This is a genomic window from Luteimonas sp. BLCC-B24 (assembly GCF_028550595.1).
Taxonomy (GTDB): Bacteria; Pseudomonadota; Gammaproteobacteria; order Xanthomonadales; family Xanthomonadaceae; genus Luteimonas.
In genome coordinates this window covers 126,984-153,780 of sequence record NZ_JAQQGN010000006.1, presented here as the reverse complement: position 1 = coordinate 153,780, position 26,797 = coordinate 126,984, and the positions used below count along the sequence as shown (strand labels likewise).

Here is a 26,797-nt window from a genome sequence, read left to right as displayed (position 1 = left end):
GCCAAGCCCGTTCGTCGGTCCGGATGCGCCGGGGATGTCGACGATTCAGGCGTGTCGCTGTGCTGCGAAGGCGCTCATCGCGCCTCGGCGTCGAACGCGTCCAGGCGACGGTGCAGCGCGCCCACGGCCTCGGCCACGGCGCGGCTGTCGCCGCTTCCGGTGTCGCGCAGCTGCTGCAGCTCGTGGGCGAGATTGAGCGCGGCCAGAATCGCGACCCGATCGACCGCGGCCATGCGGTTCGCACCGCGGATCTCGCGCATGCGCGCATCGAGCAGACGTGCCGCCGCCATCAGGCTGTCGCGTTCGTCCGGTGCCACGCCGACCGTGTATTCACGATCGAGCACCCGCACGCTGACCGCTTCGCTGGTTCCGCTCACGTGTGCTGCTCCAGGGATTTCAGGCGCGCGATCATCGCCTCGACCCGCGACCGGGCCTGCTCGTTCTTGGACAGCAACTGGGCGCGTTCGCCGACGATCTGTTCCTGCTGCTGACGCAGGCTGCGGTTCTCGTCGCTGAGCACGCGCACGCGCTCGATCAACGTCTCCACGCGCGACGTCAGTCGGTGCAACTGGGCGATGACGTCGGGTTGATCCATCACGGCACGATAGGCAGGGGACCGAAGGCGGTCAAGGCAGGGTGACCGCGCGGGCCGGCGCGGGCGGCCGGGGCAGGTGCTCGGGGCGCCAGTTGCGGATGAACGCCAGGCATTGCAGCGCGTCCATCGGCTGCGCGATCCAGAATCCCTGGATCTCGTCGCAGCCCTTGTCGGCGAGGAACCGCATCTGCGATGCGGCCTCGACGCCCTCGGCCACGACGTTCAAGCCCAGGGAATGGCCCATCGCGATGACGGTGCTGGTGATCGCCGCGTCCTCGGCGTCGTGCGGCAGGCCGTCGACGAAGGCCTTGTCGATCTTCAGGGTGGTGATCGGCAGGCGCTTGAGATACGCGAGCGATGAATAGCCCGTACCGAAGTCGTCGATCGCCAGCGACACGCCCAGCGCGCGGAAGGCCTGCAGCTTGGCCGCGGTCTGTTCGGCGTTGGCCATCAGCACGCTTTCGGTGAGCTCGAGTTCGAGCAGATGCGGCGGAAGGCCGGTGTCCTCGAGCACGCGCGCCACCACGCCGGGCAGGTCTCCGCGCAGCAGTTGCAGCACCGAGACGTTGACCGACACGGTCATCGCATCGAGACCGTGCTGGCGCCAGCGGCCGAGCACCAGACAGGCCTCGCGCAACACCCATTCGCCGATCTCCAGGATCAGGCCGCTTTCCTCGGCCAACGGAATGAAGTCGTTCGGCGGAATGTCGCCGTGCTCGGGGCTGTACCAGCGCAGCAGGGCCTCCACGCCGGTGATCCGCGACGCGGCCAGCGACAGGCGCGGCTGGAACACCAGGCGCAGTTCGCCGCGATCGAGCACCTTGCGCAGCGCGCCCGACAGCGTCGCGCGCTGGCGCACCGCGATGTCCATGTTGTCGTCGTAGCGCATGAAGGTGCGCCGGCCCGCGGCCTTGGCCTGGTACATCGCGGTGTCGGCGTGCTTGAGCAGCGCCGTCGGGACCTGGGCGTGATCGGGATACAGACTGATCCCGATCGACGGCGAGATCGTGATCTCGCGGCGATCGTCGAGCATCAGTGGCGCCTCGAAGGCGTTGATGATCTCGCGTGCGACGCGCTCGGCGTCCGAGGCGTGTTCGAGGTCCTCGATGATCACCGTGAACTCGTCGCCGCCGAGCCGGGCCACCGTGTGCTGGGCGCCGACCGTCTGCTGCAGACGCACCGCCGCCGCGCGCAGGATGCGGTCGCCGGCCGCGTGGCCGAGGGAATCGTTGACGTCCTTGAAGCGGTCCAGATCGAGGAACAGCACGGCCACCCGCCGGTCCTGCCGGTGGGCGCGGATGATCGCGCGCGACAGCCGTTCCGACATCAGCGATCGGTTGGGCAGGCTGGTCAAGGTGTCGAAGTTGGCCAGATAGCGCAGTTCCTGTTCGGTGCGCTTGTGCTGGGTGATGTCGTTGAGCACGGCCACGTGCAGGCGCGTGTCGAGCTCGGGATCGTGCACGGTGCGCAGCTCGACCGCGGCGAGGAACTCGTCACCGTCCTTGCGGCGCTGCCACAGCTCGCCACTCCAGCGGCCCTCGTCGGCGGCCTGCAGCCGGATCTGGGCCTGCAGGGCGGTATCGTGCTGGTCGCTGTCGAGCATGTCCGCCGTGCGCCCGATGACGTCCGACTCGGCGTAGCCGGTCATGCGCAGGAACGCCGGATTGACCGAGACGAACCGGAACTCGGCATCGACCACCGCCACCGCCTCGCTCATGCTGCGCAGCACCTCGGCGGCGATCTGGCGCTCGCGCTCGGCCTCGCGGGTCGCGGTGACGTTCAGCGCCGTGCCGGCGATCCGCACCACGGCGCCGCCGCCGTCACGCTCGATGACCCGTCCGCGCACCCGCACCCAGCACCAGCCGCCCTCGCCGTCGGCGACGCGCAGCACGGCGTTGTAGCGGCCCGCCGGGTCCTCGACGCAGGCGGCCAGCGCCTGGCGGGCGGCGGTCAGGTCGTCGGGGTGGATCAGGGCCGCGGCCTGCAGCGTGTCCTCGATCAGCCCGCCCGTGCCGCCACGCTGGGCCACGCCGATCAGGCGCCGCAGCGCGCCGCTCGGCAGGTGGTAGTCCCAATACCGCTCGCCGGTGGCCCAGAGCGCCAGCGCGAGGCGTTCGCCGCGCTCGTCCAGCGCACGGGTGAAGGCGTGGTCGCTGCGGCGCCTGCGCACCACCAGCACGATGAGCAGGATCAGCATCGCGAACAGCGCCGCGGCACCGGGCACAACGAGCTGGCTGGAATCGATCACGCGGGAACCCCGTGCCGGACGACGGCCCCGCGAGTGTAGTCACGCGGCCGACGCGCCAACAAGCGGTTTCGCCGAGGAATTCCGGGCGATTGGTACACTGGCGCGCCATCGCCAACGTCGTGAGCGCCCATGTCCGAGTCCCTGCCCGCACCCGCCGAAGTCGATGCCGAAATCCGTCAGCTGCAGCTGGCCGCGAGTGCCAGTGAACTGCACGGGGGATTGTGCGGCTGGCTGGCCGGGGGCGGCGCGGATCGTGCGGACTGGCTGGCGCCGGTGCTGGCCGACGCGACGCTTCCGGCGCCGGTCTCCGGCGGCGCGCTGGACCGCTTGCGACTGGCCAGCGCCGCACAGCTCGAGGATCGCAGCTTCGGGTTCACGTTGCTGCTGCCCGGCAGCGAAGCCTCGCTGGCCGCGCGCAGCGAGGCCCTGTTCGAGTGGTGTCGCGGCTTTCTCGGCGGGTTCGGCCTGGCGGCCGGCGCGCCGCGGCTGTCGGCCGAGGGTGACGAGGCGCTGGCCGATCTCGCCCGGTTGGCCGCCGCCCAGGCCGATGCCGACAGCGAAGGCGACGAGGGCGAGGAAGACGCCTTGACCGAGATCGAGGAATTCGTGCGTGTCGCCGTGCTGCTGCTGCACGGTGACGCCGCGCTCGCCACCCGTCACCGCAACCGGCTGAACTGAGCATGGCCTCTTCCACCGGCATCACCGCGGCCGCCTACCAGAAGCGGCGCCGCCAGCTGATGCGGCTCGCCGGCAACGACGCCATCCTGGTGCTGCCGGCCGCGCCCGAGCGCAGCCGCAGTCGCGACACCCATTACCCGTATCGGCCCGATTCCGACCTCTGGTATCTGACCGGATTCGCCGAGCCCCATGCGGTGCTGGTGCTGGTGCCGGGGCGCAAGCACGGCGAAGCGCTGCTGTTCTGCCGCGAGCGCGACCCCGAGCGCGAAGGCTGGGACGGGCCGCGCGTGGGGCCCGAGGGCGCGGTCGAGGCGCTCGGCATGGACGACGCGTACCCGATCGACGATCTGGATGACATCCTGCCCGGCCTGCTCGAAGGCCGATCACGGGTGTACTACCACTTCGGCCGCGATACCGAATTCGACCTGCAGCTGATCGGCTGGCTCAACCGCGTGCGCGCCCAGGTGCGCCTCGGCGCGCAGCCGCCGCACGAATTTCTCGAACTCGGCCACCTGCTCGACGAGATGCGCCTGTTCAAGACCGCCGACGAACTCAGGTTGATGCGGCGCGCGGCGAAGATCAGCGTCGAGGCGCACGCGGCCGCGATGCGCGCTGCGCGGCCGGGCATCCACGAGTACGCGTTGCAGGCCGAGCTCGAGTACGTCTTCCGTCGCCACGACGCGGTGCCGGCATACGAAAGCATCGTCGGCGCGGGCGAGAACGCCTGCGTGCTGCATTACCGGGCCAACACCGCGCAGGCGCGTGACGGCGATCTGGTGCTGATCGACGCCGGCGCCGAGTATCGCGGCTATGCCGCCGACATCACCCGGACGTTCCCGGTCAACGGCCGGTTTTCGCCCGCCCAGCGTGCGCTGCACGCGGTCGTCGAAGCTGCGCAGCAGGCCGCCCTGGCCCAGGCGCGGCCCGGCGTGGCGTACGAAGCCGGGCACATCGCCGCCGTGGAAACGCTGACCGAAGGTCTGCTGCGGCTCGGCCTGCTCAAGGGCAAGCTGGACGCGCGGATCGCCGACGGCAGCTACAAGCGCTACTACCGGCACAAGACCGGCCACTGGATCGGCCTGGATGTGCACGATGTCGGGGACTACCGCATCGACGGCGAATCGCGACTGATCGAGCCGGGCATGGTGTTCACGATCGAGCCGGGCCTGTACGTGTCCGCCGACGACACCAGCGTGGATGCGAAGTGGCGGGGGATCGGTATCCGCACCGAGGACGACGTGCTGATCACGAAGACCGGCCACGAGGTGCTGACGGCCGGTCTGGCCCGCACCGCGGACGAGATCGAAGCCTTCATGGCCGACCCGCGCTGACGGCGGCGTCGCCGGTGCGTCCCCGGAGGCGTCGGTCCGGGCCGCCGGCATCGACGGCGCACGAGCGTCGAATCCGTATCCGCCAGCCCGGCCACCGCGCGGCGCGAGGTGCGCCGACACCGTCGCGTGGACCGAGCCGATGCGGTGCGGGCGCGTCCGCGCACGCCAGCACGCGCCGCGCCGCCTGCCCGGCCGCTCAGTCGGCGAGATCCGCCCAGGCGTCGCGTGTCAGATTGACCGGCGCGCCGTCGGTGCACACCACGTCGTCCTCGATCCGAATGCCGCCATAGGGGCGGAACGTATCGACGCGATCCCAGTCCACCGCATCGCCCTTGCCGTCGGCCTTGAGCTCATCGAGCAGCATGTCGATGAAGTACAGGCCCGGTTCGATGGTCACCACCATGCCGGGTTCCAGCGTGCGCGTCAGACGCAGATACGGATGGCCATCCGGCTTGGCGATCGTGCCGCCGGTGTCGGACGCGGCGAAGCCGCCGACATCGTGTACCTGCAGGCCGATGCCGTGCCCGATACCGTGGGGGAAGAACGCGGTGCTGACGCCGGTCTCCAGCGCCTGCTCGGGCGAGATCTTCAGCACACCGAACTCGCGCAGGACACCGGCCAGGGCGAGGTGTGCGTCCAGATGGATGCGCGCGTAGTCGACGCCGGCGCGCACCTGGTCGCACATCGCGCGCTGCGCGGTATCGACCGCGTCGATCATCGCCTGGAACTCGCTGCCGGTGTCGTGGGCGTAGGTGCGCGTGACGTCGGCCGCGTAACCGGCGTGGCCGGCGCCCGCGTCGATGAGGAAGCTGCGCAGCGGATCGGGCGCCAGACGATCGCGCTCGGTGTAGTGCAGCACCGCCGCATGTGTGTTGAGCGCGACGATGTTGGTGTACGGCAATTCGTTCGCGTCCTGGCCCGCTGCCTGGCAGTACGCCAGATGGATGCCGAACTCGCTGGCACCGGCGCGGAACGCGCGCTCGGCCGCGGCGTGGGCGCGCACCGCGCGCTCGGAGGCCCGGCGCAGCATCGCGATCTCGTAGGGCGTCTTGAACGCGCGGTGGTAGTCGAGATAGTCGACGACGGCTTGCGGGTTGTTGGGCTTGTAGGCGTCGTAACGACCGAGCGCGCTCTGCGCCTCGCCGAGGATCGCGCAGCGCGCCGCGTTCTTCGGCAGATGCTGCTGGGCCTCCTCGGGCTTGCGGATCACCACGATGTCGACGTGTTCCACCCACGCCCCGGTCGGCGTCCCCGGTACGACGTGCCAGTAGTCGCGCGGCTGCAGGTACACCAGTTTCGGGCGCGCCCCGGGGGTGAACACCAGCCAGCTGCCGGGCGCGCGGGTCAGCGGCAGCCAGGCCTTGAACTGCGGATTCACCGCGTAGGGATAGTCGCGGTCGTCGAAGACCTGGTAGTGCAGGGTGCCGCTGGGGATCACCAGGTGATCGAAGCCGCCGCGCGCGAGCGCCGTGGTCGCGCGCTCGATCAGCGTGGTGAGATGATCGGCGTAGAGGGTGGCAGTCGACGGTGCAGACATGGACATCGCGATCCCGGTTGGCTCATGGATCGGCCTATTCTGCCGCATCGGCCCCGGCCGACGCCGGGGTCATTCGTAACGGCTGCCCGGCGCGTTGACCCAGCCGTGCAGGCGGTAGACGAGCGCCGGGGTCGTCGCGATGAAGCGGAACCCCGCCCAGGTGCTGCCGGCGAGCGTGGCATCGTCGAGCCACAGCAGATGCGCGCCCAGCTCGACCGGCTCGGAACCGTCCGGAAGCTGGAAACTGAACTGGTACAGCGCATCGTCGACCAGCGGCTCGTTGGCGATCAACAGCATGCCGGTCTCCGACAGGTTGCCGACGCGACCGACCACGCGGTCGGTCATCGCATCGGTGACCAGGATGACGTCGGAGGCCTTGCGCCGGCGGGCGCGGCGGAATTCCTGGATCATGCGGTCGCTCCCGAGGGATGCGCTTCGCCGCGACCGGCGAAGCTGCGCAGCGCGCTCATCGCGGCCTGCCAGGCACGGTCGACGAGATGGCCGCGGTCTTCGGTAACCACGCGCGCGTTGCCCGAGGCCATCAGCCGCGCGACCGCGTCGAGCGACTGCTCGCCGGTGCGCTGGCCGCGCTGGTTGACGAACAGCACGTGGTCGGTGATCGGACTGAACCACGACATCCGGCGGCGCACGACGTCGCCCTGCTGGTTGGTGGTGAATTCCATCCAGGTGCCGAACGGCAACGTGCGCAGATAGTCGTACTGCGCCTGCTCGTCCGGCGTGCGCGGCGGCGGCACCGGGCGGCGTGCGCGATCGGCATCCTCGCCCAGGCGGGCGCGGGCCTTGAGCTTGAGCGCCAGTTCGGTGCGCGACGCGGCGTCGGCATCGTCGTCGGGCCGATGGCTGGTCAGGCGCTGCGCGATCACCGCGGCCTCGTCGCCGTGATACCCCACCTGGCCGAGCGCCGCTTCGACGTGCGCCTGCAGCACCGGATCGGCCGGATCACCGGGCTGCAGGGCGGCATCGACGATGCGGTGCGTGGCGTCGATCTGCTGGCGGAACGCGTCGGAGCGTTCACCGTGGCGCAGCAGGGTCAGCGTGAGCACGTCGGACCAGGCCTGGTCGAGCAACGCACGCGAGAACCGCGGCAGACGATGGTCGCCGACGATCTCGCGCATCAGCAGGCCGGCGCGCAGCTTCGCCGCTTCCAGGCGTTCCTTGCCCTGGGCCGCTTCGACATGACGCCGCTCCTGCAGCTCGGCCGTGCGGGCCTGGGTCTGGATCTGCGCCTCGACCTGGGCATTGCCTTCGGCGAACACGCCGACGTCGGTTTCGAAATTGCGTACGACATGGGCCACCGCCTGACGCAGCACGGCCTGCACACGCGGGTCGAAGGCGGTGTCCTCGTGCCAGCTGGCCGCACTTTCGGCGACGGTATTGAGCAGCTGCCGCGCCGGATGGCGTTTGCGGGTGAAGAACGAGTGGTCCTGCAGCGCCGCGCGCAGCAGCGGGATCTGCAGTTCGCGCACCAGCGATGCGGCCGGCGCCTCGTTGCGGATCTCGTCCTCGATGTGGCTGTAGAGCATGCCCAGCAGTTCGAACGCGTCCTCGTCCTGGGGCGCGAGCGTGGCGGCTTCACCGTCGCGCTGACGCGCCTGGGCGAGCAGCGAGCGTCTGACCTCGGCCAGATTGCGCGAGGCCTTGCCGGGCGCCAGCGGTTGTGCCTGCAGGCGGCGCAGGGCCTGGGAGACTTCGGCGGTCTGCAGTTCCTGACGCGGGGCGCGGGCTTCGCCGCCGGGACGGAACTTGCGCAGCAGTTCGCGACGTCCGGACATCAGCTGCTGCAGCGTCCGGTAGGCGGCCTCGTGGTCGTCGTCGTCCGGCGCCTGCGTCGCCGGCGTTGCAGCCGCCCAGGCGGTGTAGGGGCGCTGGGCCTCGTGCGCGGCCGGCGATCGGGACGGCGCGGCGGCGGCCACACGTGCGGACGCCGCGGGCTCCTCGGCCGGCGCGGCCGTGGCGCGTACCCGCATCGGCACGAAGGTCAGCGCAGGCAGGATGCCGCCGTCGGCGAGATGGGCATCCAGCCGCTCCAGCACACCGGCATAGCCGGCCATGACTTCGCGGTCGAAGATGCGGTACAGCAACAGGCGTGCGTCGTGTTCGATCTCCAGGGCCCGGGCGGCACTTTCGATCGCGCGGCACAGGCACTGCGGGCCGAGGGGCAAGCGCTCGGCGTCGAAGGCCGGCGCCCCGGCCAATACGCCAAAACGCTGGCCCAGCAGGTGCAGCGACAGGTTGGCGCGGCCTTCCTGGCGGCTGGCGATCTCGCGCAGCACGGTGCCCTCGTCCATCACCGCGTCCTCGACCAGGCTCAGCGTGCCGAAGCCGCCGATCGGGGAGGGGTCCGACGACGTCGGCCGGGCGCCCGGCGCGGACGGCGTGCGGATCGCGGCCAGCGACGATTCCAGCGCGAGCAGGAACCGCGGAATCAGGTCCGCCCGGTTGACGCGGAAGCTGCGCAGCGTGGCCATGTGATGCGCGCCCACGCCCGGGTTGCGGGCCTGGTCGGCGAGGCGGAACAGCTCCTGCTCGTATTCGGTCAGCAGGGCGTTGAGCGGATGGTCCAGCTCTTCCGAGACAAGCGCGAGCGCGCGTTCCAGCATGACGCGCACGCGGGGCGGAAGCCCGGAAGCGGCGAGCGATCGGGGTGGACGCTGGGACGGATGGGCGGACATACCTGTCGCGGGATGGGGTGCTCGTCACACTCTTATCACGGCGCGGGAGTTGCGACCAGTCTTGCGTGGGACCGCCTCCGCGGCGACGGCGGGCGCACCCGGTTCCGGACGTCAGTCGTCGAGAAACAGGCTCACGACATCGTTGGTGAACCGGCGCCCCAGCGCGGTCGGCACGATGCGTGCACCCTCGACCTGCAGCCAGCCCGCGCGCACGGCGGTGTCGATACGCGGCGCAATGGCGGCGTAGGGCAGGCCGGTACGCGCCTCGAACGCGGCGGGGGTGAAGCCCTCGATCAGGCGCAGGACATTGAGCATGTATTCGAACGGCCGGCGCTCCGGCGCGACGCGGTCGTCGCCGCCGATCGCCGCCGGCGTGCCCGCCGCCGCCAGCCAGGCAACGGGATGCTTGTGCTTCCAGCGGCGCAGGAGCGTCTGCTCGCTGCCCAGGGTCAGCTTGCCGTGGGCGCCGGCACCGATGCCGAGATAGTCGCCGAAGCGCCAGTAGTTGAGGTTGTGGGCGCATTGCCGTCCGGCGCGCGCATACGCGGACACTTCGTACTGCGCGTAGCCGGCGCCGGCCAGCAGATCCTGGCAGCGCTCCTGCATGTCCCAGGCGAGGTCGTCGTCGGGAATGCCCTCGGGCGGCCGCGCGGCATAGACGGTATTGGGCTCGAGGGTGAGCTGGTAATGCGAGATGTGCGTCGGCGCCAGCGCAATGGCGCGCGTCACGTCGGCTTCCGCCATCGCCAGGGTCTGGCCGGGCAGGGCGTACATCAGGTCGAGATTGAAATTCTCGAACCCCGCCTCCCGCGCCAGCGTGATCGCATCGACCGCCTGGCGGCTGTCGTGGATGCGGCCCAGCCGTGTCAGGCAGCCGTCGTCGAAACTCTGGATGCCGAAGCTCAGCCGGTTGACGCCGGCCTGCCGGTAGTCTTGGAAGCGCCCGTGCTCGGTGGTGCCGGGGTTGGTCTCGAGTGTGATCTCGGCGTCGGGCGCGAAGCGCAGGCGCGACGAGGCGCCTTCGAGGAGGCGGGCGATCGCCGCGGCCGGGAACAGGCTCGGCGTACCGCCGCCGAAGAACACGCTGTGCACCGTGCGGCCCCAGACCAGCGGCAGGTCCTGGTCGAGATCGGCCAGCAGCGCATCCACGTAGGCATCGAACGGCGGCGTGCCGCCCTTGAATTCGTGCGAGTTGAAATCGCAGTACGGACACTTTCGCACGCACCAGGGCAGGTGCACGTACAGCGACAGCGGCGGGGGCAGCAGGGCGTGGCCGGCCGCGCCGGCTGAGGCCTCGCCGGGCGGCGCGTGCGGATCAGCGGGCATGGACACGGCGGCTCAGGCCCCGGTCGCCAACAGGCCGTCGGCCTGCAGGCGTCCACGCAATGCCTGCAAGGCGAGTGCGCGGTGGCTGATGCGGTTCTTCTGCGCGGGCTCCATCTCCGCGGCCGTGAGTCCGCAGGCGGGATCGAAAAACACCGGGTTGTAGCCGAACCCGTTGTTCCCGCGCGGCGCGTCGAGAATGCGGCCTTCCCAGCGGCCCTCGGCGATCAGCGGCTGCGGGTCGTCGGCATGGCGCAGCAGCACGATCACCGCGTAGAACCGCGCACTGCGCCGTGCATCCGGCAGGCCGTCCAGGGCCTGCAGCAGCTTGGCGTTGTTGGCGGCATCGTCGGTCGGACTGCCCGCATACCGCGCGCTGTAGAGCCCCGGCGCGCCACCCAGCGCGTCGACGATCAGGCCGGAATCGTCGGCCAGTGCCGGCAGGCCGGTGATCTGCGATGCATGCCGCGCTTTGATCAGCGCGTTCTCGACGAAGGTGGTGCCGGTCTCGGGCACGTCGCTCACGCCCAGCTCGCGCTGCGGCACGATCGTCAGCGGAAGGTCGGCGAGCATGGCGCGCAGTTCGACGAGCTTGCCGGCGTTGCCGCTGGCGAGGACCAGTGTCTTCATGCCGTCGGCTCCAGCAGGTCCCACTTCGTGCCGTAGAGGTCGACGAACACGGCGACCGTGCCGTAGGGCTCGACGCGGGGCGCTTCGAGAAAGGTCACGCCGGCGGCGGTCATCGCCGCGTGGTCGCGTGCGAAATCGTCGGTATAGAGGAAATGGTCGACGCGGCCGCCGGTCTGGTCGCCGATACGCGCACGTTGCGCGTCGTTCGCCGGTTGCGCCAGCAGCAGGGCCGCCTCGTCGGCATCGCCGGGACCGATGCACACCCAGCGCTTGCCGTCGCCGAGCGGACGGTCCTCGAACACCCGGAACCCGAGCGCGCGCGTGTACCAGGCGATCGCCGCGTCGTAATCGGCCACCAGCAGCGTGGTCAGCGCGATACGACGCGTCGCGTGGCGCCCTGTCATCCGGCGAGCGCCTCGCGCTGCAGGGCGACGAGTTGCGCGACGCCGGCTTCGGCCAATTGCAGCATCGCGTCCATCTCGGCGCGGCGGAATGCATGGCCTTCGGCGGTGCCCTGGACCTCGATGAAGCCGCCGCCGTCGTTCATCACGACGTTCATATCGGTGTCGCAGTCGCTGTCCTCGGCGTAATCGAGATCGAGCACCGGCACGCCGCGGTAGACGCCCACCGACACGGCGGCGATCGCGCCGTGCACCGGATCGCGGGTGATCTCGCGCTTCGCACGCAGCGCGCCGATCGCATCGACCAACGCGACGTAGGCGCCGGTGATGGCCGCGGTGCGGGTGCCGCCGTCGGCCTGCAGCACGTCGCAGTCCAGCGTGATCGTGCGCTCGCCGAGTGCCTTGCGATCCACGCAGGCGCGCAGGCTGCGGCCGATGAGGCGCTGGATTTCCAGCGTGCGGCCGCCCTGCTTGCCGCGCGCGGCCTCGCGGTCGTTGCGGGTGTTGGTCGCGCGCGGCAGCATGCCGTACTCGGCCGTCACCCAGCCCTCACCCTTGCCGCGCAGAAAGCCCGGCACGCGGTTTTCCACGCTGGCCGTGCACAGCACGCGGGTATCGCCGAAGCTCACCAGCACCGAACCTTCGGCATGGCGCGTGAAGCCGCGCTCGAAACGGACGGTGCGCAGTTGATCGGCCGCGCGGCCACTGGGGCGGGAAAAGTCGGACATGAGGGCGTGCCGGAAGACGGCGCAGAAGTTTAGCAGTGGCGGGTTTCCGGGCCGGGTCAGGCACCCCGTGGGCCTGGACCGCCGCGTGGCCGACGCCAGTTCCTGCCCCTCGACGGTCTCGCGGCCTGCAGCTCCATGAGCGTGCCGGATCGCCCGCTGTGCCGCTCTTCCGAATCCCCGATCCCCAATCCCCGATCGCGGCCCTCAGGCATACTCGTCCGCCATTTTCAGCACCGGCCGACCGCATGATCCGCAGCATGACCGCTTTCGCTTCCGGCGAGCGCAGTACCGAATGGGGCACGCTGACCTGCGAACTGCGCGCGGTGAACCACCGCTTCCTGGAGCTCGGCACGCGCATGCCCGAGGAACTGCGCGGCCTGGAGCCGGTGCTGCGCGAGCGCGTTTCGGCGGCCGTCTCGCGCGGGAAAGTCGAGCTCGGCCTGCGCCTGCGCAGTGCCGAGGGCGGCGGCGAACTCCAGCTCAACCGCGCGCTGCTCGCGCAGTTGCAGGGCCTGGCACAGGACCTGCGCCCTGGCTTCCCGGAGTTGCGGGCGAGCCTGACCGAGTTGCTGCAGTTCCCCGGCGTGATGCAGTCGCGCGGGGTGGACCCCGCGGCGTTGCAGGCCGAGGTGCTCACCCTGCTGGAAACCGTGTTGCAGGACTTCGTCGCCGCACGCGAGCGCGAGGGGGCCAAGCTCGTCGCGGCGATTCTCGAACGCGTCGACGGCATCGCCGCGATCGCCGCCGAGGTGCGCACGCTGATGCCGCAGATCGGCGAGGGGCAACGCGCCAAGCTGCAGGCGCGGCTGGCCGACCTGCCGCATCCGGTCGATCCGGGCCGCATGGAGCAGGAGCTGGTGCTGTGGCTGCAGAAGCTCGACGTGGACGAGGAACTCGACCGCCTCGACAGCCACGTCGTCGAAATCCGCCGGGTGCTGGCCCAGCGCGAACCGGTGGGCCGTCGCCTGGATTTCCTGCTGCAGGAGTTCAACCGCGAGGCCAACACGCTGGGCTCGAAGTCGGTCGACCGTCGGACCTCGCAGGTGGCGATCGAGTTGAAGGTGCTGATCGACCAGATCCGCGAGCAGGTGCAGAACATCGAGTAGCCGGGATTCGGGATTGGACATTCGGGAAAGCAAGTACGATAGCCGCCCTGTCGAGCGACGGACGGGAGTCCGCGTGCCCAATCCCGAACCCCAAATCTCCAATCCCGGCCCCATGCGCGGCACCCTGTTCATCGTCGCCGCGCCGTCGGGCGCCGGTAAATCCAGCATCGTCAACGCCTGTCTGGCGAAGGATCCGGACATCGCCCTGTCGATCTCGTTCACCTCGCGCTCGGCGCGGCCGGGTGAGCGTCATGCCGAGCATTACCACTTCGTCGGCAAGGACGTGTTCCAGCAGATGATCGATGCCGGCGACTTCTTCGAGTACGCGCTGGTGCACGGTGACTGGAAGGGTACGGCGCGGCAGTCGGTGGAACCGCAGCTCGCCGCCGGCAAGGACGTGCTGCTCGAGATCGACTGGCAGGGCGCACGCCAGGTACGCGAGAAGGTGCCCGACGCGGTCAGCGTGTTCATCCTGCCGCCGTCGCGCGAGGCGCTGGACCAGCGCATGCGCAAGCGCGGCCAGGACAGCGAGGCGGTGATGGCCCAGCGCCTCGCCGCGGCCCAGGAGGAGATGTCGCATTACGACGAGTTCGATTTCGTCGTGGTCAACGAGGACTTCGATGTCGCCGTGGCCGACATGTGCGCGATCTTCCGGGCCAGCCGTCTGCGCCGGGACCTGCAGGCCGCGCGGCACGCGGGACTGATCGGCCGGTTGCTGTCCGGCGCCTGAGCGCCACCGCGTGCGCGCCGTCGTGGCGGCGCCAAGTGATTGATTTCCGTGGGCGGCGCTTGCGCCCGCCCCCGCGCGGCCGTACCATGCCCGACCCCTTTTCCTGATTCGCGCGGCCGTGCCGGTCGCCGGGAGCCCGTATGGCCCGCATCACCGTAGAAGATTGCCTGGAAGTCGTCGACAACCGCTTCGAGCTGGTCATGATGGCCGCCAAGCGCGCGCGTCAGCTCGCCAACGGCGTCGAGGCCCAGCTGGACAACAGCGAGAACGACGACAAGCCGACGGTGCTGGCGCTGCGCGAGATCGCTGCGCGTCGCATCGACCAGCCGTTCATCGACGCGGTCGACAAGTCCGAGCGTGAGCGCAAGGAGCGTGAAGCCCTCGAGTGGGCCGCGGCCGAAGTCGTCGCCGACGAGGACATGGCCAAGGGCGACGATCTCTGAATCGCCCGCGCGGCGGCGACAGCCGCCGCGATGTGGACCACACCGGCCCCGCTTCGTGCGGGGCCGTTGCATTTCCGGGCAGGTGAACGCGTCGTCCGCACTGCGACGTGGTTCCCAAATGTCGACCGGCCCCGTAGGCTTCGCGGATGACGCCAGCGCTTCCTGCCAGCCTCCTGGAGCCCGATGTGCCCGGTGACGAGGCGCTGCCGGACTACGTGCGCGAGTTCGAGCGCAGCACGCTGTACCTGCCGGCCGACCAGCGCGCCCGCCTGCGTCATGCCTGGGCGGTCGGCGCCGCCGCCCACGCGGGCCAGACGCGCAAGTCCGGCGAGCCCTACATCACGCATCCGGTCGCCGTGGCCGGGGTGCTCGCCGAGCAGCGGGTCGACGTCGAAACGCTGGTGGCGGCCATCCTGCACGACACCATCGAGGACACGCCGCTCACCCGCGACGCGCTCGCGGCGACGTTCGGCGAGGCCGTGGCCGAACTGGTGGAAGGGGTCACTAAGCTCGACAAGCTCAACTTCAACAGTCGGCAGGAAGCGGACGCGGAAAGCTTCCGCAAGATGATGCTGGCGATGGCGCGCGATCTGCGCGTGATCCTGATCAAGCTCGCCGACCGTCTGCACAACATGCGCACGCTCGGCGCCCAGCCGGGCCCGGCACGCGAGCGCATCGCGCGCGAAACGCTCGAGGTCTACGCACCGATCGCCCAGCGCCTGGGCATGAACAAGATCAAGGCCGAGCTGCAGGATCTGGGTTTCCACGCGCTGCATCCGATCCGGCACTCGGTGCTGGAGAAGCGCATCGGCAACCAGCCGCTGGTGCGTCGTGAAGCGCTGGCGAGCATCGAGGCCCAGCTGGCGCAGCGGCTGACCAGTGCCGGCCTGCAATACCGCCTCGTCGGCCGGGTGAAATCGCCCTGGAGCATCTACAACAAGATGCAGGGCGAGGGGAAAACCTTCACCCAGGTGATGGACGTCTTCGGCTACCGCATCATCGTGGCCACTGCCGCCGACTGCTACCACGCGCTCGGCATCGCGCACTCGGTGTTCAAGCCGCTCGACGGACGCTTCCGCGACTTCATCGCGATTCCCAAGGCCAACGGCTACCAGTCGCTGCACACGGTGCTGTTCGGGCCCTACGGGGCGCCGATCGAGGTGCAGATCCGTACCGAGGAGATGGACCTGATCGCCGAACGCGGCATCGCGGCGCACTGGGCCTACAAGCACGGCGGCGACGGCCCCAACAGCGCCCAGTCGCGCGCGCATTCGTGGATCGCCGGTCTGCTCGAATCGCAACGCGCGACAGGCTCGTCGCTGGAATTTCTCGAGAACGTCAAGGTCGACCTGTTCCCGGACGAGGTCTACCTGTTCACGCCCAAGGGCGACATCATGTCGCTGCCGCGCAATTCCACCGCGCTCGATTTCGCCTATGCCGTGCATACCGACGTCGGCAACCAGGCGGTGGCCGCGCGTGTCGACGGCAAGCTCGTGCCGCTGCGCACTGTGCTGGCGAGCGGGCAGCGGGTGGAGATCGTCACTGCGAAATCCTCGGCCCCGCGTCCGCAGTGGCTGGAGTTCGTGGTCACCGGCAAGGCGCGCACCGCGATCCGCGCGCAGCTCAAGCATCTGCAGCACGAGGATGCGGTGCAACTGGGCCATCGCATGCTCGACCGCGCGCTCGAACTGCTGGGCACCTCGCTCGACCGCCTGCCACAGTCGCGCCTGGACGCGTATCTGGCCGAAGCCCGGTATCCGCGTCTGGAAGCGCTGATGGCCGACATCGCGCTCGGCAACTGGATGCCGGCCCAGGTGGCACTGGCCCTGGCGCCGCAGGAAGGCGCCCAGCCCAAGGACCAGGCCGCCCGCCCGGGCGAGACGATCCGCATCCGCGGTGACGAGCGCGGCGTCATCACCTTCGCCAATTGCTGCACGCCGATTCCCGGCGACGACATCATGGGCTACCACACCACCGGGCGCGGCATCGTCGTGCACCGCATGGATTGCCCGAACGTCGCCGAGTTCCGCAAGTCGCCGGAGCGCTGGGTCAACATCGACTGGGACCGCGACGTCGTCGGCGACTACAACGTGGCGCTGCGCATCGAAGTGGAGAACCACCCCGGCGTGCTCGCGCAGGTGGCCGCGGCGATCGCGCGCGCGCATTCGAACATCGACGGCGTCGACTACCTCGAACGCGACAGCACCGTCGCCGCGATCCGTTTCTCGATCGAGGTCAAGGGCCGAAAACACCTGGCCGACGTGATCCGCAAGACGCGACGCCTGCCGGTGGTGCACGGCGTCCAGCGCATGTGACGCCCGCGGCGCGCACGCCGGGCGCGGAGCCAGGACCGCGGCGAACGCGCCCCCGCTAGAATGGCCGTCTCGATTTCCTGGAGATGTCCACATGCCCCGCACGCCCATCAGCACCCCGGACGCGCCTGCCGCGATCGGTCCGTATTCGCAGGCCGTGCGCGCCGGCGACACCGTGTATTTCTCCGGGCAGATTCCGCTCGACCCCGCGACCGGTGAAGTCGTGACCGGCGACATCACCGCCCAGGCGCGGCGCGCGTTCGACAACCTCAAGGCCGTGGCCGAGGCGGCGGGCGGCGGGCTCGACGACATCGTGCGCGTCGGCCTCTACGTCACCGACCTGTCCGAGTTCGGCCAGGTCAACGCGGTGATGGCCGAGTACTTCGACGCGCCGTATCCCGCGCGGTCGACCATCGAAGTGCCGGCGCTGCCCAAGGGTGCGCGCTTCGAGGTCGATGCGGTCATGGTGCTGGGCTGATTCCGAGCGCCCGCATCCGGTGAGCCGGGCCGCGCCCATGCTGTCGGCCGCCGGCGCCGCGGCGGTCTCCACGCTGCCCGGCGTCGGCCCCAAGGTGGCCGAAAAGCTCGCCGCGCGCGGCCTGGCCACGGTCGGCGACCTCTGGCTGCATCTGCCGCGTCAATACGAGGACCGCACGCGCATCGTGCCGATCCGCGCGCTGCGTGGCGGCGTGCCGGCGCAGGTCGAAGGCACCGTCGACGCGGTGGACCGCGGCTTCCGACGTCGGCCGATGCTGCGTGTCGCGATCTCGGACGACTCCGGTGCGACGCTGGTGCTGCGCTTCTTCCACTTCCGCGCCGCGCAGATCGCCCAGTTCGCCGTCGGTACCCGGTTGTGCTGCTACGGCACGCCGCGACCCGGCCAGCACGGCCTCGAGATCGTGCATCCGAGCTACCGGGTCGTCGACACGCCGGGCGACGCGGTGCTCGGCGATGCGCTCGACCCCGTCTATCCGGCGGTCGAGGGGGTGGGCCCGGTGGCGCTGCGGCGAATGATCGGCCACGCACTGGACCGGCTGCCGGTGGACGCGTCGCTCGAGCTGCTGCCGTCCGAACTGCTCGCCGGCCTGGGCCTGCCGTCGCTGCGCGACGCGCTGTTGACGGTGCACCGTCCAGCGATCGACGCGGACCTGGCGGCATTGCTCGCCGGCCGGCATCCGGCGCAGCGCCGGCTCGCGCTCGAGGAAATGCTCGCCCATCACCTGAGCCTGCGCCGCCAGCGCATTGCGCTGCAGTCGTACAGCGCGCCGGTCCTTCGGCCCGGCCCACTGGCAACGGGCCTGACGTCCTCGCTGCCGTTCGCACTCACCGGCGCCCAGCAGCGTGTCTATGGCGACATCGTCGAGGACCTCGCGCGTCCGCACCCGATGCTGCGCCTGGTGCAGGGCGATGTCGGCAGCGGCAAGACGGTGGTGGCGGCACTCGCGGCGCTCGCGGCGATCGACAGCGGAACGCAGGCGGCGCTGATGGCGCCCACCGAGCTGCTCGCCGAGCAGCACGCGCGCAGCCTGTCGGCGTGGATGGCGCCGCTCGGCGTGCGCGTGGCGTGGCTCGCGGGCAAGGTCACCGGTCGTGCACGCGCGGCCGTCTCGGCCGACATCGCCGGCGGCGCCGCGCAACTCGTCGTCGGCACGCATGCGCTGATGCAGCAGGCGGTCGAGTTCCACGACCTGGGCCTGGCGATCATCGACGAGCAGCACCGCTTCGGCGTGCACCAGCGCCTCGCGCTGCGCGACAAGGGCGCGCACGGCGGCCGCGTGCCGCACCAGCTGGTGATGACCGCCACTCCGATTCCACGCACGCTGGCGATGGCCGCGTACGCCGATCTGGATGTCTCGGCGATCGACGAGCTGCCGCCGGGGCGTACTCCGGTGCGTACCGTCGTGCTCAGTGCCGAACGCCGGGCGGAGCTGATCGAACGCATCCGCGCCGCCTGCGCCGAGGGTCGCCAGGCCTACTGGGTATGCACGTTGATCGACGATTCCGACGAGGTCGTCGCCCAGGCGGCGCAGACCACCTACGACCTGCTGTCGGCCGCGCTGCCCGAGCTGCGGATCGGCCTGGTGCACGGCCGCATGCGGCCGGCCGAGAAGCAGGCCGCGATGGCCGCGTTCAAGGCCGGCGACAGCGATCTGCTGGTGGCCACGACCGTGATCGAGGTGGGCGTCGACGTGCCCAACGCCTCGCTGATGGTGATCGAGAATGCCGAACGGCTCGGTCTCGCCCAGCTGCACCAGTTGCGCGGGCGCGTGGGGCGGGGCAGTGCCGCATCGAGTTGCGTGCTCCTCTACCAGGCACCGCTGTCGCGGGCCGCACGCGAGCGTCTCGACACCATGCGCACCACGACCGACGGCTTCGTCATCGCCGAAAAGGATCTCGAACTCCGTGGGCCCGGCGAACTGCTCGGCACACGCCAGACCGGTCTGGTCGAGTTCCGCCTGGCCGATCTCGCCCGGGACGCGGACCTGCTCCCGGTGATCCAGCAACTGGGCGATACCCTGGCCCAGGCCCATCCCACACGCGCCGACGCGATCGTCGCGCGCTGGATCGGCGGTGCGTCGCGATTCGCGGCCGCCTGATGTCGCCCTGCGCGAGCTGTGGGGACCATGATTTCCGGGAGAACAGGGACGCGACCGGGGCGACGCGATGCAAGGCGCGGGCGGCAACGCCATAATGGCGCATGACCGATACGATTCCGCTCCTCATCGATACCGACCCCGGCGTCGACGACGCGCTCGCGCTGCTGATGGCGTTCGCCGATTCGCGTCACGACGTCGTGGGCCTGACCATCGCCGCGGGCAACGTGGGGCTGGCGCACACGACCGCGAACGCCCTGAAGCTCTGCGAGATCGTCGGACGCACGGAGGTTCCGGTCTTTCCCGGCAGTGCAGCGCCGCTGTTGCACGCCGCGCCGGATGCGGCCTACGTGCATGGCAATGACGGATTCGGCGACATCGGCTACACCCCGGCCGGGCATCACGCCGAACAGGAGCACGCGGCGCTGGCGATCGTGCGCCTGTCGCACGTGCACGCCGGGCGCCTGGTACTGGTCGCGCTCGGGCCGCTGACCAATGTGGCGCTCGCACTGAAACTCGACCCTTCGCTGCCGACGCGGATCGCACGGTTCGTCACCATGGCCGGCGCCGTCACCGGCCACGGCAACATCACGCCATCGGCCGAGTTCAACGTCTTTTTCGATCCCGAAGCCGCGAAGATCGTGTTCGAGGCGTTCCCGCATTTCGAGCTGTCGGACTGGGAGGCCACCGTGGCCCACGGCCTGCCGCACGATCAGGTGGTGGCGTGGATGCATGCGGGCGGCGAGCGCGCCCGGTTCTATGAAGCGATCTCGCGCAAGACCCGCGAATGGTCGGCCGACCGCCGCGGCGATGACTGGCACTCGGCCGACGCGCTGGCCATGGCCTGGGTGCTGGCGCCGGAAGGTGCCGAGGAAACGGTCACGCGTCCGATCGATGTGGTCACCGATCACGGTCCGGCGCGCGGCGCCACCATCGTCGACTGGCAGCGACAGCTCGGCCGTCCCGACAACGCGACCCTGCTCATGCGCTACGACCGGGACCGGTTCCACACGCTGGTGCGCGAGGCGCTCCAGACGGTCTGATCGGGCCGCTTGCGCAGGGAGGATCAACGAGCTAAAATGCCGCTCTTCCCTTGCGCAACTTTGGTGCCCGCCATGAAGGCCGACATCCACCCCGATTACCGTGAAGTCGTCTTCCAGGACGTCACGTCCGATGGCTTCAAGTTCCTGACCCGCTCGACCCTGGCCGCTTCGGCGAAGGAAACGATCCAGTGGGAAGACGGCAACGAGTACCCGCTGATCAAGATCGAAGTGTCGTCCGCGACGCACCCGTTCTACACCGGGCAGAACAAGATCATGGACACCAGCGGCCGCGTCGACAAGTTCCGTCGCCGTTACGCGAAGTAATCGCGCCATCCCGCGATGTCCGGCGGCCGCCTGCGGGCGGCCGTCTGCGTTTGTGGTCCTCGCGCCCGCTGCGTCATTTCGATGCGGCGGGCGCGTCCGTGTTCGACTTTCGTGCAAGGCCTCGTGACGGCGTCGCCGGCGGGGCCTATGCGATAATTGACGCGTTGCGGCATTCGCCGCGCCCGCCAGGCCGGATGCAGAGACGTCCGGAGAAATGAGGAGCCCCAGAGTGTCTGAATCCAATTCCAAGCTCGATCAGGTCACGCTCGATGCCGCCGGCAAGACGGTGACGCTGCCCGTCCTGCACGGCACGCTCGGCAATCCCTGCATCGACATCTCGAAGCTGCCCAAGGAGACCGGCTGCTTCACCTACGACTCCGGCTTCACCGCGACCGCCAGCTGCAAGTCCGCGATCACCTACATCGACGGCGACGAAGGCGTGCTGCTGTACCGCGGGTACCCGATCGACCAGCTGGCGGAGAAGTCGAGCTTCCTCGAGGTCGCCTATCTGCTGCAGGCGGGCGAACTGCCGAACAAGGACGAATTCGCCAAGTTCGAGCACGAGGTCACGCATCACACGATGATGCACGAGTCGCTCAAGAGCTTCCTGCAGGGCTTCCGTCACGACGCGCACCCGATGGCGATGCTCGCCGCCTCGGTCGCCTCGATGTCGGCGTTCTATCACGACACGCTGGATCTGCAGGATCCCGAGCAGCGTCGCCTCGCCGCGATCCGCCTGATCGCCAAGGTGCCGACGCTGGCTGCGGCCGCGTACCGCTATTCGATCGGCCAGCCGATCCGCTACCCGCGCAACAGCCTCGGCTACGTCGACCGCTTCCTGCACATGATGTTCGAGATGCCGAGCGAGCCGCTGGAGCTCAATCCGGTCGTCGCCAAGGCGATGGATCTCCTCTTCATCCTGCACGCCGATCACGAGCAGAACGCGTCGACCTCGACCGTGCGCCTGGTCGGTTCGACCGGTGCGAATCCGTACGCGTCCGTCGCTGCCGGCATCACCGCGCTGTGGGGCCCCGCCCACGGCGGCGCCAACGAAGCGGTGCTCAAGCAGCTGGCCGAAATCGGCACCGCGGACAACGTCGAAAAGGCGGTGCTGCGCGCGAAGGACAAGAACGACCCCTTCCGCCTGATGGGCTTCGGCCACCGCGTGTACAAGAACTTCGACCCGCGCGCGAAGATCATCCGCGAGATGACCCACAAGGTCCTGGGCGAGCTGGGCATCAATGATCCGCTGCTGGACGTGGCGATGAAGCTCGAGGAAGCGGCGCTGAAGGACGATTATTTCGTCGAACGCAAGCTCTATCCGAACGTGGATTTCTACAGCGGCATTATCTACAAGGCGCTGAAGATCCCGACCGAGATGTTCACCGTCATGTTCGCGATCGGCCGCACCGCCGGCTGGGTCGCGCACTGGCTCGAGCAGCAGGTCGACCCGGAGGCCAAGATCGGCCGTCCGCGGCAGATCTACACCGGCTACGACGTTCGCGACTACGTCGCCGACGACAAGCGCTGACGCGTTCGCGCGTTCACTGCGACAGCGTGCGTACAAGGGCGGCCTCCGGGTCGCCCTTGTCGTTTTAAGGCGGCGTGCACAGCGGAAAAGTCCGACACGTCGTTCGCCAGTCTTCCGGCGTCGTGCACGGCGGCGTTCACGCACACTGGCCCCTGGAGCGTGGATGTCATTGCATCGCGAATGGATGCGGGGCCGCGCAGCGGAAGTGCAACGTCGAGGACGACACGTATGGCGATGAAATGGATGCGGGCTGCCGTGATGGCATGTGGTCTGGCAGCGCTCGCGGGCCCCGCGATGGCCCAGGAGATGACATTCCGTAGTGGCGTGATCACGGGGATCACCCCGATGCAGGTCGAGGCCGCCGCCGCGCCCCAGGCGCCGTCGCGGTCGTCGGGGGCCTTCGGACGGGCGCTGGGCCGCATGGCCGGGCGCGCCGCGTCTCGGGTCACCGGCGAGTACACGTACGAGGCTTACGACGTCGCCAACAGCGCCGCGGGCGACCTGGTGAACGCCGCTACGGCCCCGACCGCCGGCGCGCGCACCGTGACCGCCTACATGGTGATGTTGCGCTTCGACGAGGGGGGCGAGTCGGCGATTCGCGCCGCCAGTGTCGACAACCTGCGTGTCGGTGCCCGTGCGCGCGTGTTCGGCAGCGGTGCGAACGCGCAGATCGTGGCCGAGTAACTGCCGGCTGCCGGACTTCGGCCTTCAGGGGCGCGCCCGTCCCGGCATCCGCGGGCTCACTCCATCGCGGACCCGGCGATGGAGCCCCCAAGCTCCATCGTGAGCAGGTGTTCGAGCTGGCTGCGCGATGCGCGACGCATCGGGCGCTCGTCGATCGCGGACAGGGGCGCCTGGCGCAGGCACTGCGGGGGCAAGACCGTCAGGTCGAAGCTGAGCCCCTCGGCCGAAAACACCCAGACATCGACGTCCGCCGCGCGCTGACGATCGAGGCGCAGGCGCCGCACGCGCGACTCCGCCGGAATGCCATGCTCATCCAGGAATCGCGCCACCGACTCCGCCGGTTCGGCGTGCAGATGGAGCGCCACGGGGGCGTGTGCATCGGCGGTGCCTTCGAGCACGGGGCCTACGAGTCTGGGGTCGAAGTCCGAGAAGAACGCCATCGCGCGCAGCGCAGCCTGCCGCCGTTCCTGCAGACCCGTCAGGTGCTGCGGACCACTGAACAGGCGTTGGTGCTCCCTCAACGCGTCTTCGATCTCACGATTGCGAGGCAGTGAGGCATCGTCGTGGATGCCCAACCGGGCCGCCGCCTTCAGCTTCGCCTGGTGGTAGTCGCGAATCCCGCTCTCGACCATCAGACGCGCCGCCTCATGCGCCAGCCGATGGCGCCGTTCGCGCGTGCGCGTTTCCGCGTGCTGACGTGCGTGGCCCATGCGCATCCCCCGTCGATTACAGGGATCGACTCTACCCCGGACGCGTGACGCGTCAACACGGCAACCGCCGGTCATCTGCCGGGCTTCAGGAGGCTGAAGCCCGTGTGAGCGTCGAAGCGCGAATGGTCCGACAGGCCGCCCGGACGTCTGCGCATCGCGGGTCGATCGCTGGGCCGACCCACTCATGACGGACGCATCCGATGTGTACACGTTTTGAAGTCCGGGTGCGGACGTGAACCACCCGGCGGAGCGTGCGCACCGGCTCGAAGCGGCCCGGCTTGCCGAAGGCGGCGCTGTGCGGGCCGACCGCCGCAAGCGCCCATAGGCGGCGAGCAACGGGGTTCGGCCCGCACACGTCGCGTGTCTGCCGTCCGCTCGAGTGCGGCGGCGTCGCCCGGCCTGCCTCGCCGCACCCGGTGGACGGCCATCGATCGTTCCGCCGCCGGGCGGAGGCGATCGATGGGCCTTCAAAAGATGTCGAATGCCTCCTCGGACGGCACGTCGTCGATCCGCAGATCGATCTCCGACTCCATGCGTTCGAGGTCTTCTGCCTTGACGTACTCGATGATGCCGCCGCTCTCGGCGGTCGTCGGCAGCAGGCGGCCGCCCGCGCTGACCGCCACCCGCACCATGCCTTCAGGGGGCTCGTTGCTGGCCTCGGGCACGCCGTCCAGGGCGACACGCATGAAGTCGATCCAGATCGGCAGCGCGGCGCGGCCGCCGTACTCGCGGAAGCCGAGCGAGCGGTTGTCGTCGCGGCCCACCCAGACCGAGGTCACCAGGTTCCCCCCGAAGCCGGAGAACCAGGCGTCGCGGTGCTCGTTGGTCGATCCGGTCTTGCCGCCGACGTCCTCGCGCTCCAGCACGCGCGCCGCGGTGCCGGTGCCGCGACGCACGACGTCGCGCATCATCGAAATCATCTGGTAGGCGACGCGCTCGTCGATCGCGCGTGGCGCCATCACCGGCGCAGCGCCGTCCTCGCGCGGGGCCGGTGGCTCGACCGGCGTTTCGGGCGCCGACGTGACGGTGCGCGCCTCGGCCGCCGGACCGAAGTTGAAGCCGTCCACCACGTGGGAGGGGGTCGAGGCCTGGCCGGGCGCGCCGTTCCCGCCGCAGCCGGGGCAGGCGCGTGGGGCGTTCTCCTTGAAGATCAGTCGACCTTCCCGGTCGCGGACCTCGTCGATGAACCAGGGCGTCACCCGGAACCCGCCGTTGGAGAACACCGCATAGCCGCGGGTGACGTCGAGCGGCGTCAGCGAGGGCGTGCCCAGCGCGATCGAGAGGTTCGGTGGCAGCTGCGATTCCTCGAAGCCGAAGTGACTGATGTACCGGCGCGCGTAGTCGACACCGATCGCATCCAGCAGGCGCACCGCGACGAGATTGCGCGATTGCACGAGCGCCTCGCGCAGCCGCATCGGGCCGAGGAAGCGGCCGTCGGAATTCTGCGGGCGCCAGTCCTGGCCATGCCGCATGCGGAACAGCACCGGCGCGTCCAGAACGATGGAGGCGGGATTGAATCCCTTCTCGAATGCGGCAGCGAACACGAAGGGCTTGAAACTCGAGCCCGGCTGGCGGCGCGACTGGGTGGCCCGGTTGAAATTGCTGCCCGCAAAACTGAAGCCGCCGATCAGGGCGCGCACCGCCCCGTCCGAGGGCTCCATCGACACCAGAGTGGCCTGGGCCCGCGGCAGCTGGTCGAGCTGCCAGGTGACGGTCGGCGGCGGCGTGTCTCCATCGTTGCCTGCGGCGCTGCGCGCCGGCGTCTCGATACGCCGCACGCGGGTCAGGTCGCCGCGGCTCAGCAACGCCGAGGGCGCGCGCCCGGTCCAGCGGCTGCTGGCGGCGTCCAGGGTCAGGGTCGAGCCGTCGGCCAGCACGACATCGGCCGTGCCGTCGCCGCTGCGCACGACGATGGCCGGCAACATGCCGCCCTGGGGGGCGACGCCGCGCAGCCGGCGTGCCGTCGTGGCCGTGTCCTCGTCAGCGGCGAGCTCGTAGGTCTCGGCCGGCTTCACCCAGCCGTGGCGCCGGTCATAGGTCGACAGGCCGTTACGGACCGCGAGCTCGGCCGCCGCCTGCATCGTCGGGTTGATCGTCGTGGTGACGTGGTAGCCGCGGGTCAGGACGTCACCGCCGTAGCGGGCCACCATTTCCAGACGCACCATCTCGGCCACGTACGGCGCATAGACCTCGATCGGCCGTTCGTGGGGCGTGGCGTGCATCTCGACCGCGCGTGCCGCCGCGGCTTCCTGGGCGCTGATGAAGCCCAGCTCCTGCATCCGCGCCAGCACGTAGACATCCCGGCGTTCCTTGGCGCGCTCGGGATTGCTCAGCGGATTGCCGCTGGACGGGAACTTCGGAATCGCCGCGAGGGAGGCCATCTCGTCGAGATCGAGCGCGTCCAGCGACTTGCCGTAATAGAACTCGGCCGCCGCCGCGATGCCGTAGGCGCGATTGCCGAAGAAGCTCTTGTTGAGATAGAGCTCGAAGATCTCGTCCTTCGTGAGGTTGCGCTCCATCTTGCGCGCGAGCAGCATCTCCGCGAACTTGCGCGTGAAGCTGTATTCCGAGCTCAGGAAGAACTGGCGCGCCACCTGCTGGGTGATGGTGGACCCGCCGGGCACGCGCCGATCGTTGGTCGTCGCCAGCAGCCACAGCGCACGCGCGACGCCGCGGTAGTCGATGCCGCTGTGTTCGTAGAACCGGGCGTCCTCGGTCGCCAGGAACGCCTGCTTCAGGCGCTCGGGCACGTCCTCGATCTTGACCGGATAGCGCCGGGTTTCTCCGAACAGCGCGATCAGCCGGCCGTCCTGTGCATACACATAGAGTGGCTCCTGCATCTCGATGTCGCGCAAGGCTTCGACATCCGGCAGCTTCGACGCCACCGCGGTATAGAGGATGCCGGCGGCCACGGCTCCCAGGAGCGCCAGTGCGAGCAGCAGGACGAGGGTCCACCGCAGGAAGCGGCGGAGCCGGGACGGGCGTGGCGACATCGGGGCAGGTCTCATGGCGGCGCAGTATAGGGGAGGCGCCGCTCTCGGGCCTTGCACCAGCCCGCAGACCCGCTGGAAGCGCTTTCAGGGCGCGGTTCCGTACCGCGTCGGATGTATCGCGCTTGTTGCTATCGGCTTAAAAGTCCGTTATTTAATGCGCCGG

General features: G+C 69.7%; 24 protein-coding genes. 12 read left to right on the top strand and 12 right to left on the bottom strand.

Translation table 11 applies throughout. The features are described from left to right. Positions 1 to 74: 74 nt before the first annotated feature. Genes PQS31_RS13070 through PQS31_RS13060 form a run of 3 tightly spaced genes read right to left on the bottom strand, consistent with a single transcriptional unit; the run spans position 75 to position 2,843 of the window. A complete protein-coding gene (locus tag PQS31_RS13070; RefSeq protein ID WP_272763172.1) occupies positions 75 to 377 on the bottom strand; it encodes a cell division protein ZapA in 303 nt (100 codons plus the stop codon). Then, a complete protein-coding gene (locus PQS31_RS13065) occupies positions 374 to 595 on the bottom strand; it encodes a TIGR02449 family protein (RefSeq protein WP_272763171.1) in 222 nt (73 codons plus the stop codon). The genes PQS31_RS13070 and PQS31_RS13065 overlap by 4 nt, the downstream gene beginning before the upstream one ends. A 31-nt stretch (positions 596 to 626) precedes the next feature. After that, positions 627 to 2,843 carry an EAL domain-containing protein gene (locus PQS31_RS13060; RefSeq protein WP_272763170.1) on the bottom strand — a complete coding sequence of 739 codons (2,217 nt, stop codon included), beginning with the start codon at positions 2,841 to 2,843 and terminating at the stop codon, positions 627 to 629. 129 nt (positions 2,844 to 2,972) lie between these two features. Here PQS31_RS13060 and PQS31_RS13055 point away from each other — a divergent pair, with 129 nt between their 5' ends. Then, on the top strand, positions 2,973 to 3,521 hold the full coding sequence (locus PQS31_RS13055) for a UPF0149 family protein (protein ID WP_272763169.1): 549 nt from the start codon (positions 2,973 to 2,975) through the stop codon (positions 3,519 to 3,521). A gap of 2 nt (positions 3,522 to 3,523) precedes the next feature. After that, positions 3,524 to 4,852, top strand: coding sequence for an aminopeptidase P N-terminal domain-containing protein (locus tag PQS31_RS13050; protein WP_272763168.1), 1,329 nt, complete (start codon positions 3,524 to 3,526; stop codon positions 4,850 to 4,852). A 196-nt stretch (positions 4,853 to 5,048) separates the two neighbouring features. On the opposite strand, the gene pepQ is transcribed toward PQS31_RS13050, so the two are convergent. From pepQ to rph, 7 genes are all read right to left on the bottom strand, one after another. Next, on the bottom strand, positions 5,049 to 6,389 hold the full coding sequence (gene pepQ / locus PQS31_RS13045) for a Xaa-Pro dipeptidase (RefSeq protein WP_272763167.1): 1,341 nt from the start codon (positions 6,387 to 6,389) through the stop codon (positions 5,049 to 5,051). 69 nt (positions 6,390 to 6,458) lie between these two features. Beyond that, positions 6,459 to 6,800 (bottom strand): PilZ domain-containing protein, encoded by a 342-nt coding sequence (locus tag PQS31_RS13040; protein ID WP_272763166.1) that lies wholly within the window; start codon positions 6,798 to 6,800, stop codon positions 6,459 to 6,461. Further along, complete coding sequence (locus PQS31_RS13035; protein ID WP_272763165.1) at positions 6,797 to 9,019, bottom strand: DUF1631 family protein; 2,223 nt, start codon at positions 9,017 to 9,019, stop codon at positions 6,797 to 6,799. The genes PQS31_RS13040 and PQS31_RS13035 overlap by 4 nt, the downstream gene beginning before the upstream one ends. Before the next feature lie 174 nt (positions 9,020 to 9,193). Then, complete coding sequence (hemW, locus tag PQS31_RS13030; RefSeq protein ID WP_272763164.1) at positions 9,194 to 10,408, bottom strand: radical SAM family heme chaperone HemW; 1,215 nt, start codon at positions 10,406 to 10,408, stop codon at positions 9,194 to 9,196. 12 nt (positions 10,409 to 10,420) lie between these two features. After that, positions 10,421 to 11,035, bottom strand: coding sequence for an RdgB/HAM1 family non-canonical purine NTP pyrophosphatase (rdgB, locus tag PQS31_RS13025; RefSeq protein WP_272763163.1), 615 nt, complete (start codon positions 11,033 to 11,035; stop codon positions 10,421 to 10,423). Continuing rightward, positions 11,032 to 11,439 (bottom strand): VOC family protein, encoded by a 408-nt coding sequence (locus PQS31_RS13020; protein ID WP_272763162.1) that lies wholly within the window; start codon positions 11,437 to 11,439, stop codon positions 11,032 to 11,034. The genes rdgB and PQS31_RS13020 overlap by 4 nt, the downstream gene beginning before the upstream one ends. After that, positions 11,436 to 12,164, bottom strand: a complete 729-nt coding sequence (gene rph / locus PQS31_RS13015) for a ribonuclease PH (protein WP_272763161.1) — start codon at positions 12,162 to 12,164, stop codon at positions 11,436 to 11,438. The genes PQS31_RS13020 and rph overlap by 4 nt, the downstream gene beginning before the upstream one ends. 245 nt (positions 12,165 to 12,409) lie before the next feature. Between rph and PQS31_RS13010 the strand changes: the two genes are divergently transcribed. The 10 genes from PQS31_RS13010 (at position 12,410) to PQS31_RS12965 (ending at position 22,931) form a co-directional block, all read left to right on the top strand. Next, on the top strand, positions 12,410 to 13,270 hold the full coding sequence (locus PQS31_RS13010) for a YicC/YloC family endoribonuclease (RefSeq protein ID WP_272763160.1): 861 nt from the start codon (positions 12,410 to 12,412) through the stop codon (positions 13,268 to 13,270). A gap of 112 nt (positions 13,271 to 13,382) precedes the next feature. Further along, positions 13,383 to 14,000 carry a guanylate kinase gene (gene gmk / locus PQS31_RS13005; RefSeq protein WP_272763159.1) on the top strand — a complete coding sequence of 206 codons (618 nt, stop codon included), beginning with the start codon at positions 13,383 to 13,385 and terminating at the stop codon, positions 13,998 to 14,000. Between the two features lie 140 nt (positions 14,001 to 14,140). Continuing rightward, complete coding sequence (rpoZ, locus tag PQS31_RS13000) at positions 14,141 to 14,443, top strand: DNA-directed RNA polymerase subunit omega (protein WP_047135361.1); 303 nt, start codon at positions 14,141 to 14,143, stop codon at positions 14,441 to 14,443. Positions 14,444 to 14,589: 146 nt separating this feature from the next. Then, a complete protein-coding gene (locus PQS31_RS12995; RefSeq protein WP_272763158.1) occupies positions 14,590 to 16,758 on the top strand; it encodes a bifunctional (p)ppGpp synthetase/guanosine-3',5'-bis(diphosphate) 3'-pyrophosphohydrolase in 2,169 nt (722 codons plus the stop codon). Between the two features lie 91 nt (positions 16,759 to 16,849). Further along, entirely contained in the window at positions 16,850 to 17,233 is a 384-nt protein-coding gene (locus PQS31_RS12990) for a RidA family protein (protein WP_272763157.1), read from the top strand. Continuing rightward, positions 17,211 to 19,352, top strand: coding sequence for an ATP-dependent DNA helicase RecG (gene recG, locus PQS31_RS12985; RefSeq protein WP_272763156.1), 2,142 nt, complete (start codon positions 17,211 to 17,213; stop codon positions 19,350 to 19,352). Before PQS31_RS12990 ends, recG begins: the two co-directional genes overlap by 23 nt. 101 nt (positions 19,353 to 19,453) lie before the next feature. Then, on the top strand, positions 19,454 to 20,392 hold the full coding sequence (locus PQS31_RS12980) for a nucleoside hydrolase (RefSeq protein WP_272763155.1): 939 nt from the start codon (positions 19,454 to 19,456) through the stop codon (positions 20,390 to 20,392). Positions 20,393 to 20,464: 72 nt separating this feature from the next. Further along, the gene (locus PQS31_RS12975) at positions 20,465 to 20,716 is read left to right on the top strand and encodes a type B 50S ribosomal protein L31 (protein ID WP_096210485.1); all 252 of its coding nucleotides are present in this window, start codon (positions 20,465 to 20,467) and stop codon (positions 20,714 to 20,716) included. A 229-nt stretch (positions 20,717 to 20,945) separates the two neighbouring features. Then, positions 20,946 to 22,247, top strand: a complete 1,302-nt coding sequence (locus PQS31_RS12970) for a citrate synthase (protein WP_272763154.1) — start codon at positions 20,946 to 20,948, stop codon at positions 22,245 to 22,247. 306 nt (positions 22,248 to 22,553) lie between these two features. Next, on the top strand, positions 22,554 to 22,931 hold the full coding sequence (locus PQS31_RS12965) for a hypothetical protein (protein ID WP_272763153.1): 378 nt from the start codon (positions 22,554 to 22,556) through the stop codon (positions 22,929 to 22,931). A gap of 56 nt (positions 22,932 to 22,987) precedes the next feature. On the opposite strand, the gene PQS31_RS12960 is transcribed toward PQS31_RS12965, so the two are convergent. Beyond that, entirely contained in the window at positions 22,988 to 23,641 is a 654-nt protein-coding gene (locus tag PQS31_RS12960; protein ID WP_272763152.1) for a hypothetical protein, read from the bottom strand. 467 nt (positions 23,642 to 24,108) lie between these two features. Beyond that, the gene (locus tag PQS31_RS12955; RefSeq protein ID WP_272763151.1) at positions 24,109 to 26,634 is read right to left on the bottom strand and encodes a penicillin-binding protein 1A; all 2,526 of its coding nucleotides are present in this window, start codon (positions 26,632 to 26,634) and stop codon (positions 24,109 to 24,111) included. Positions 26,635 to 26,797 lie beyond the last annotated feature (163 nt).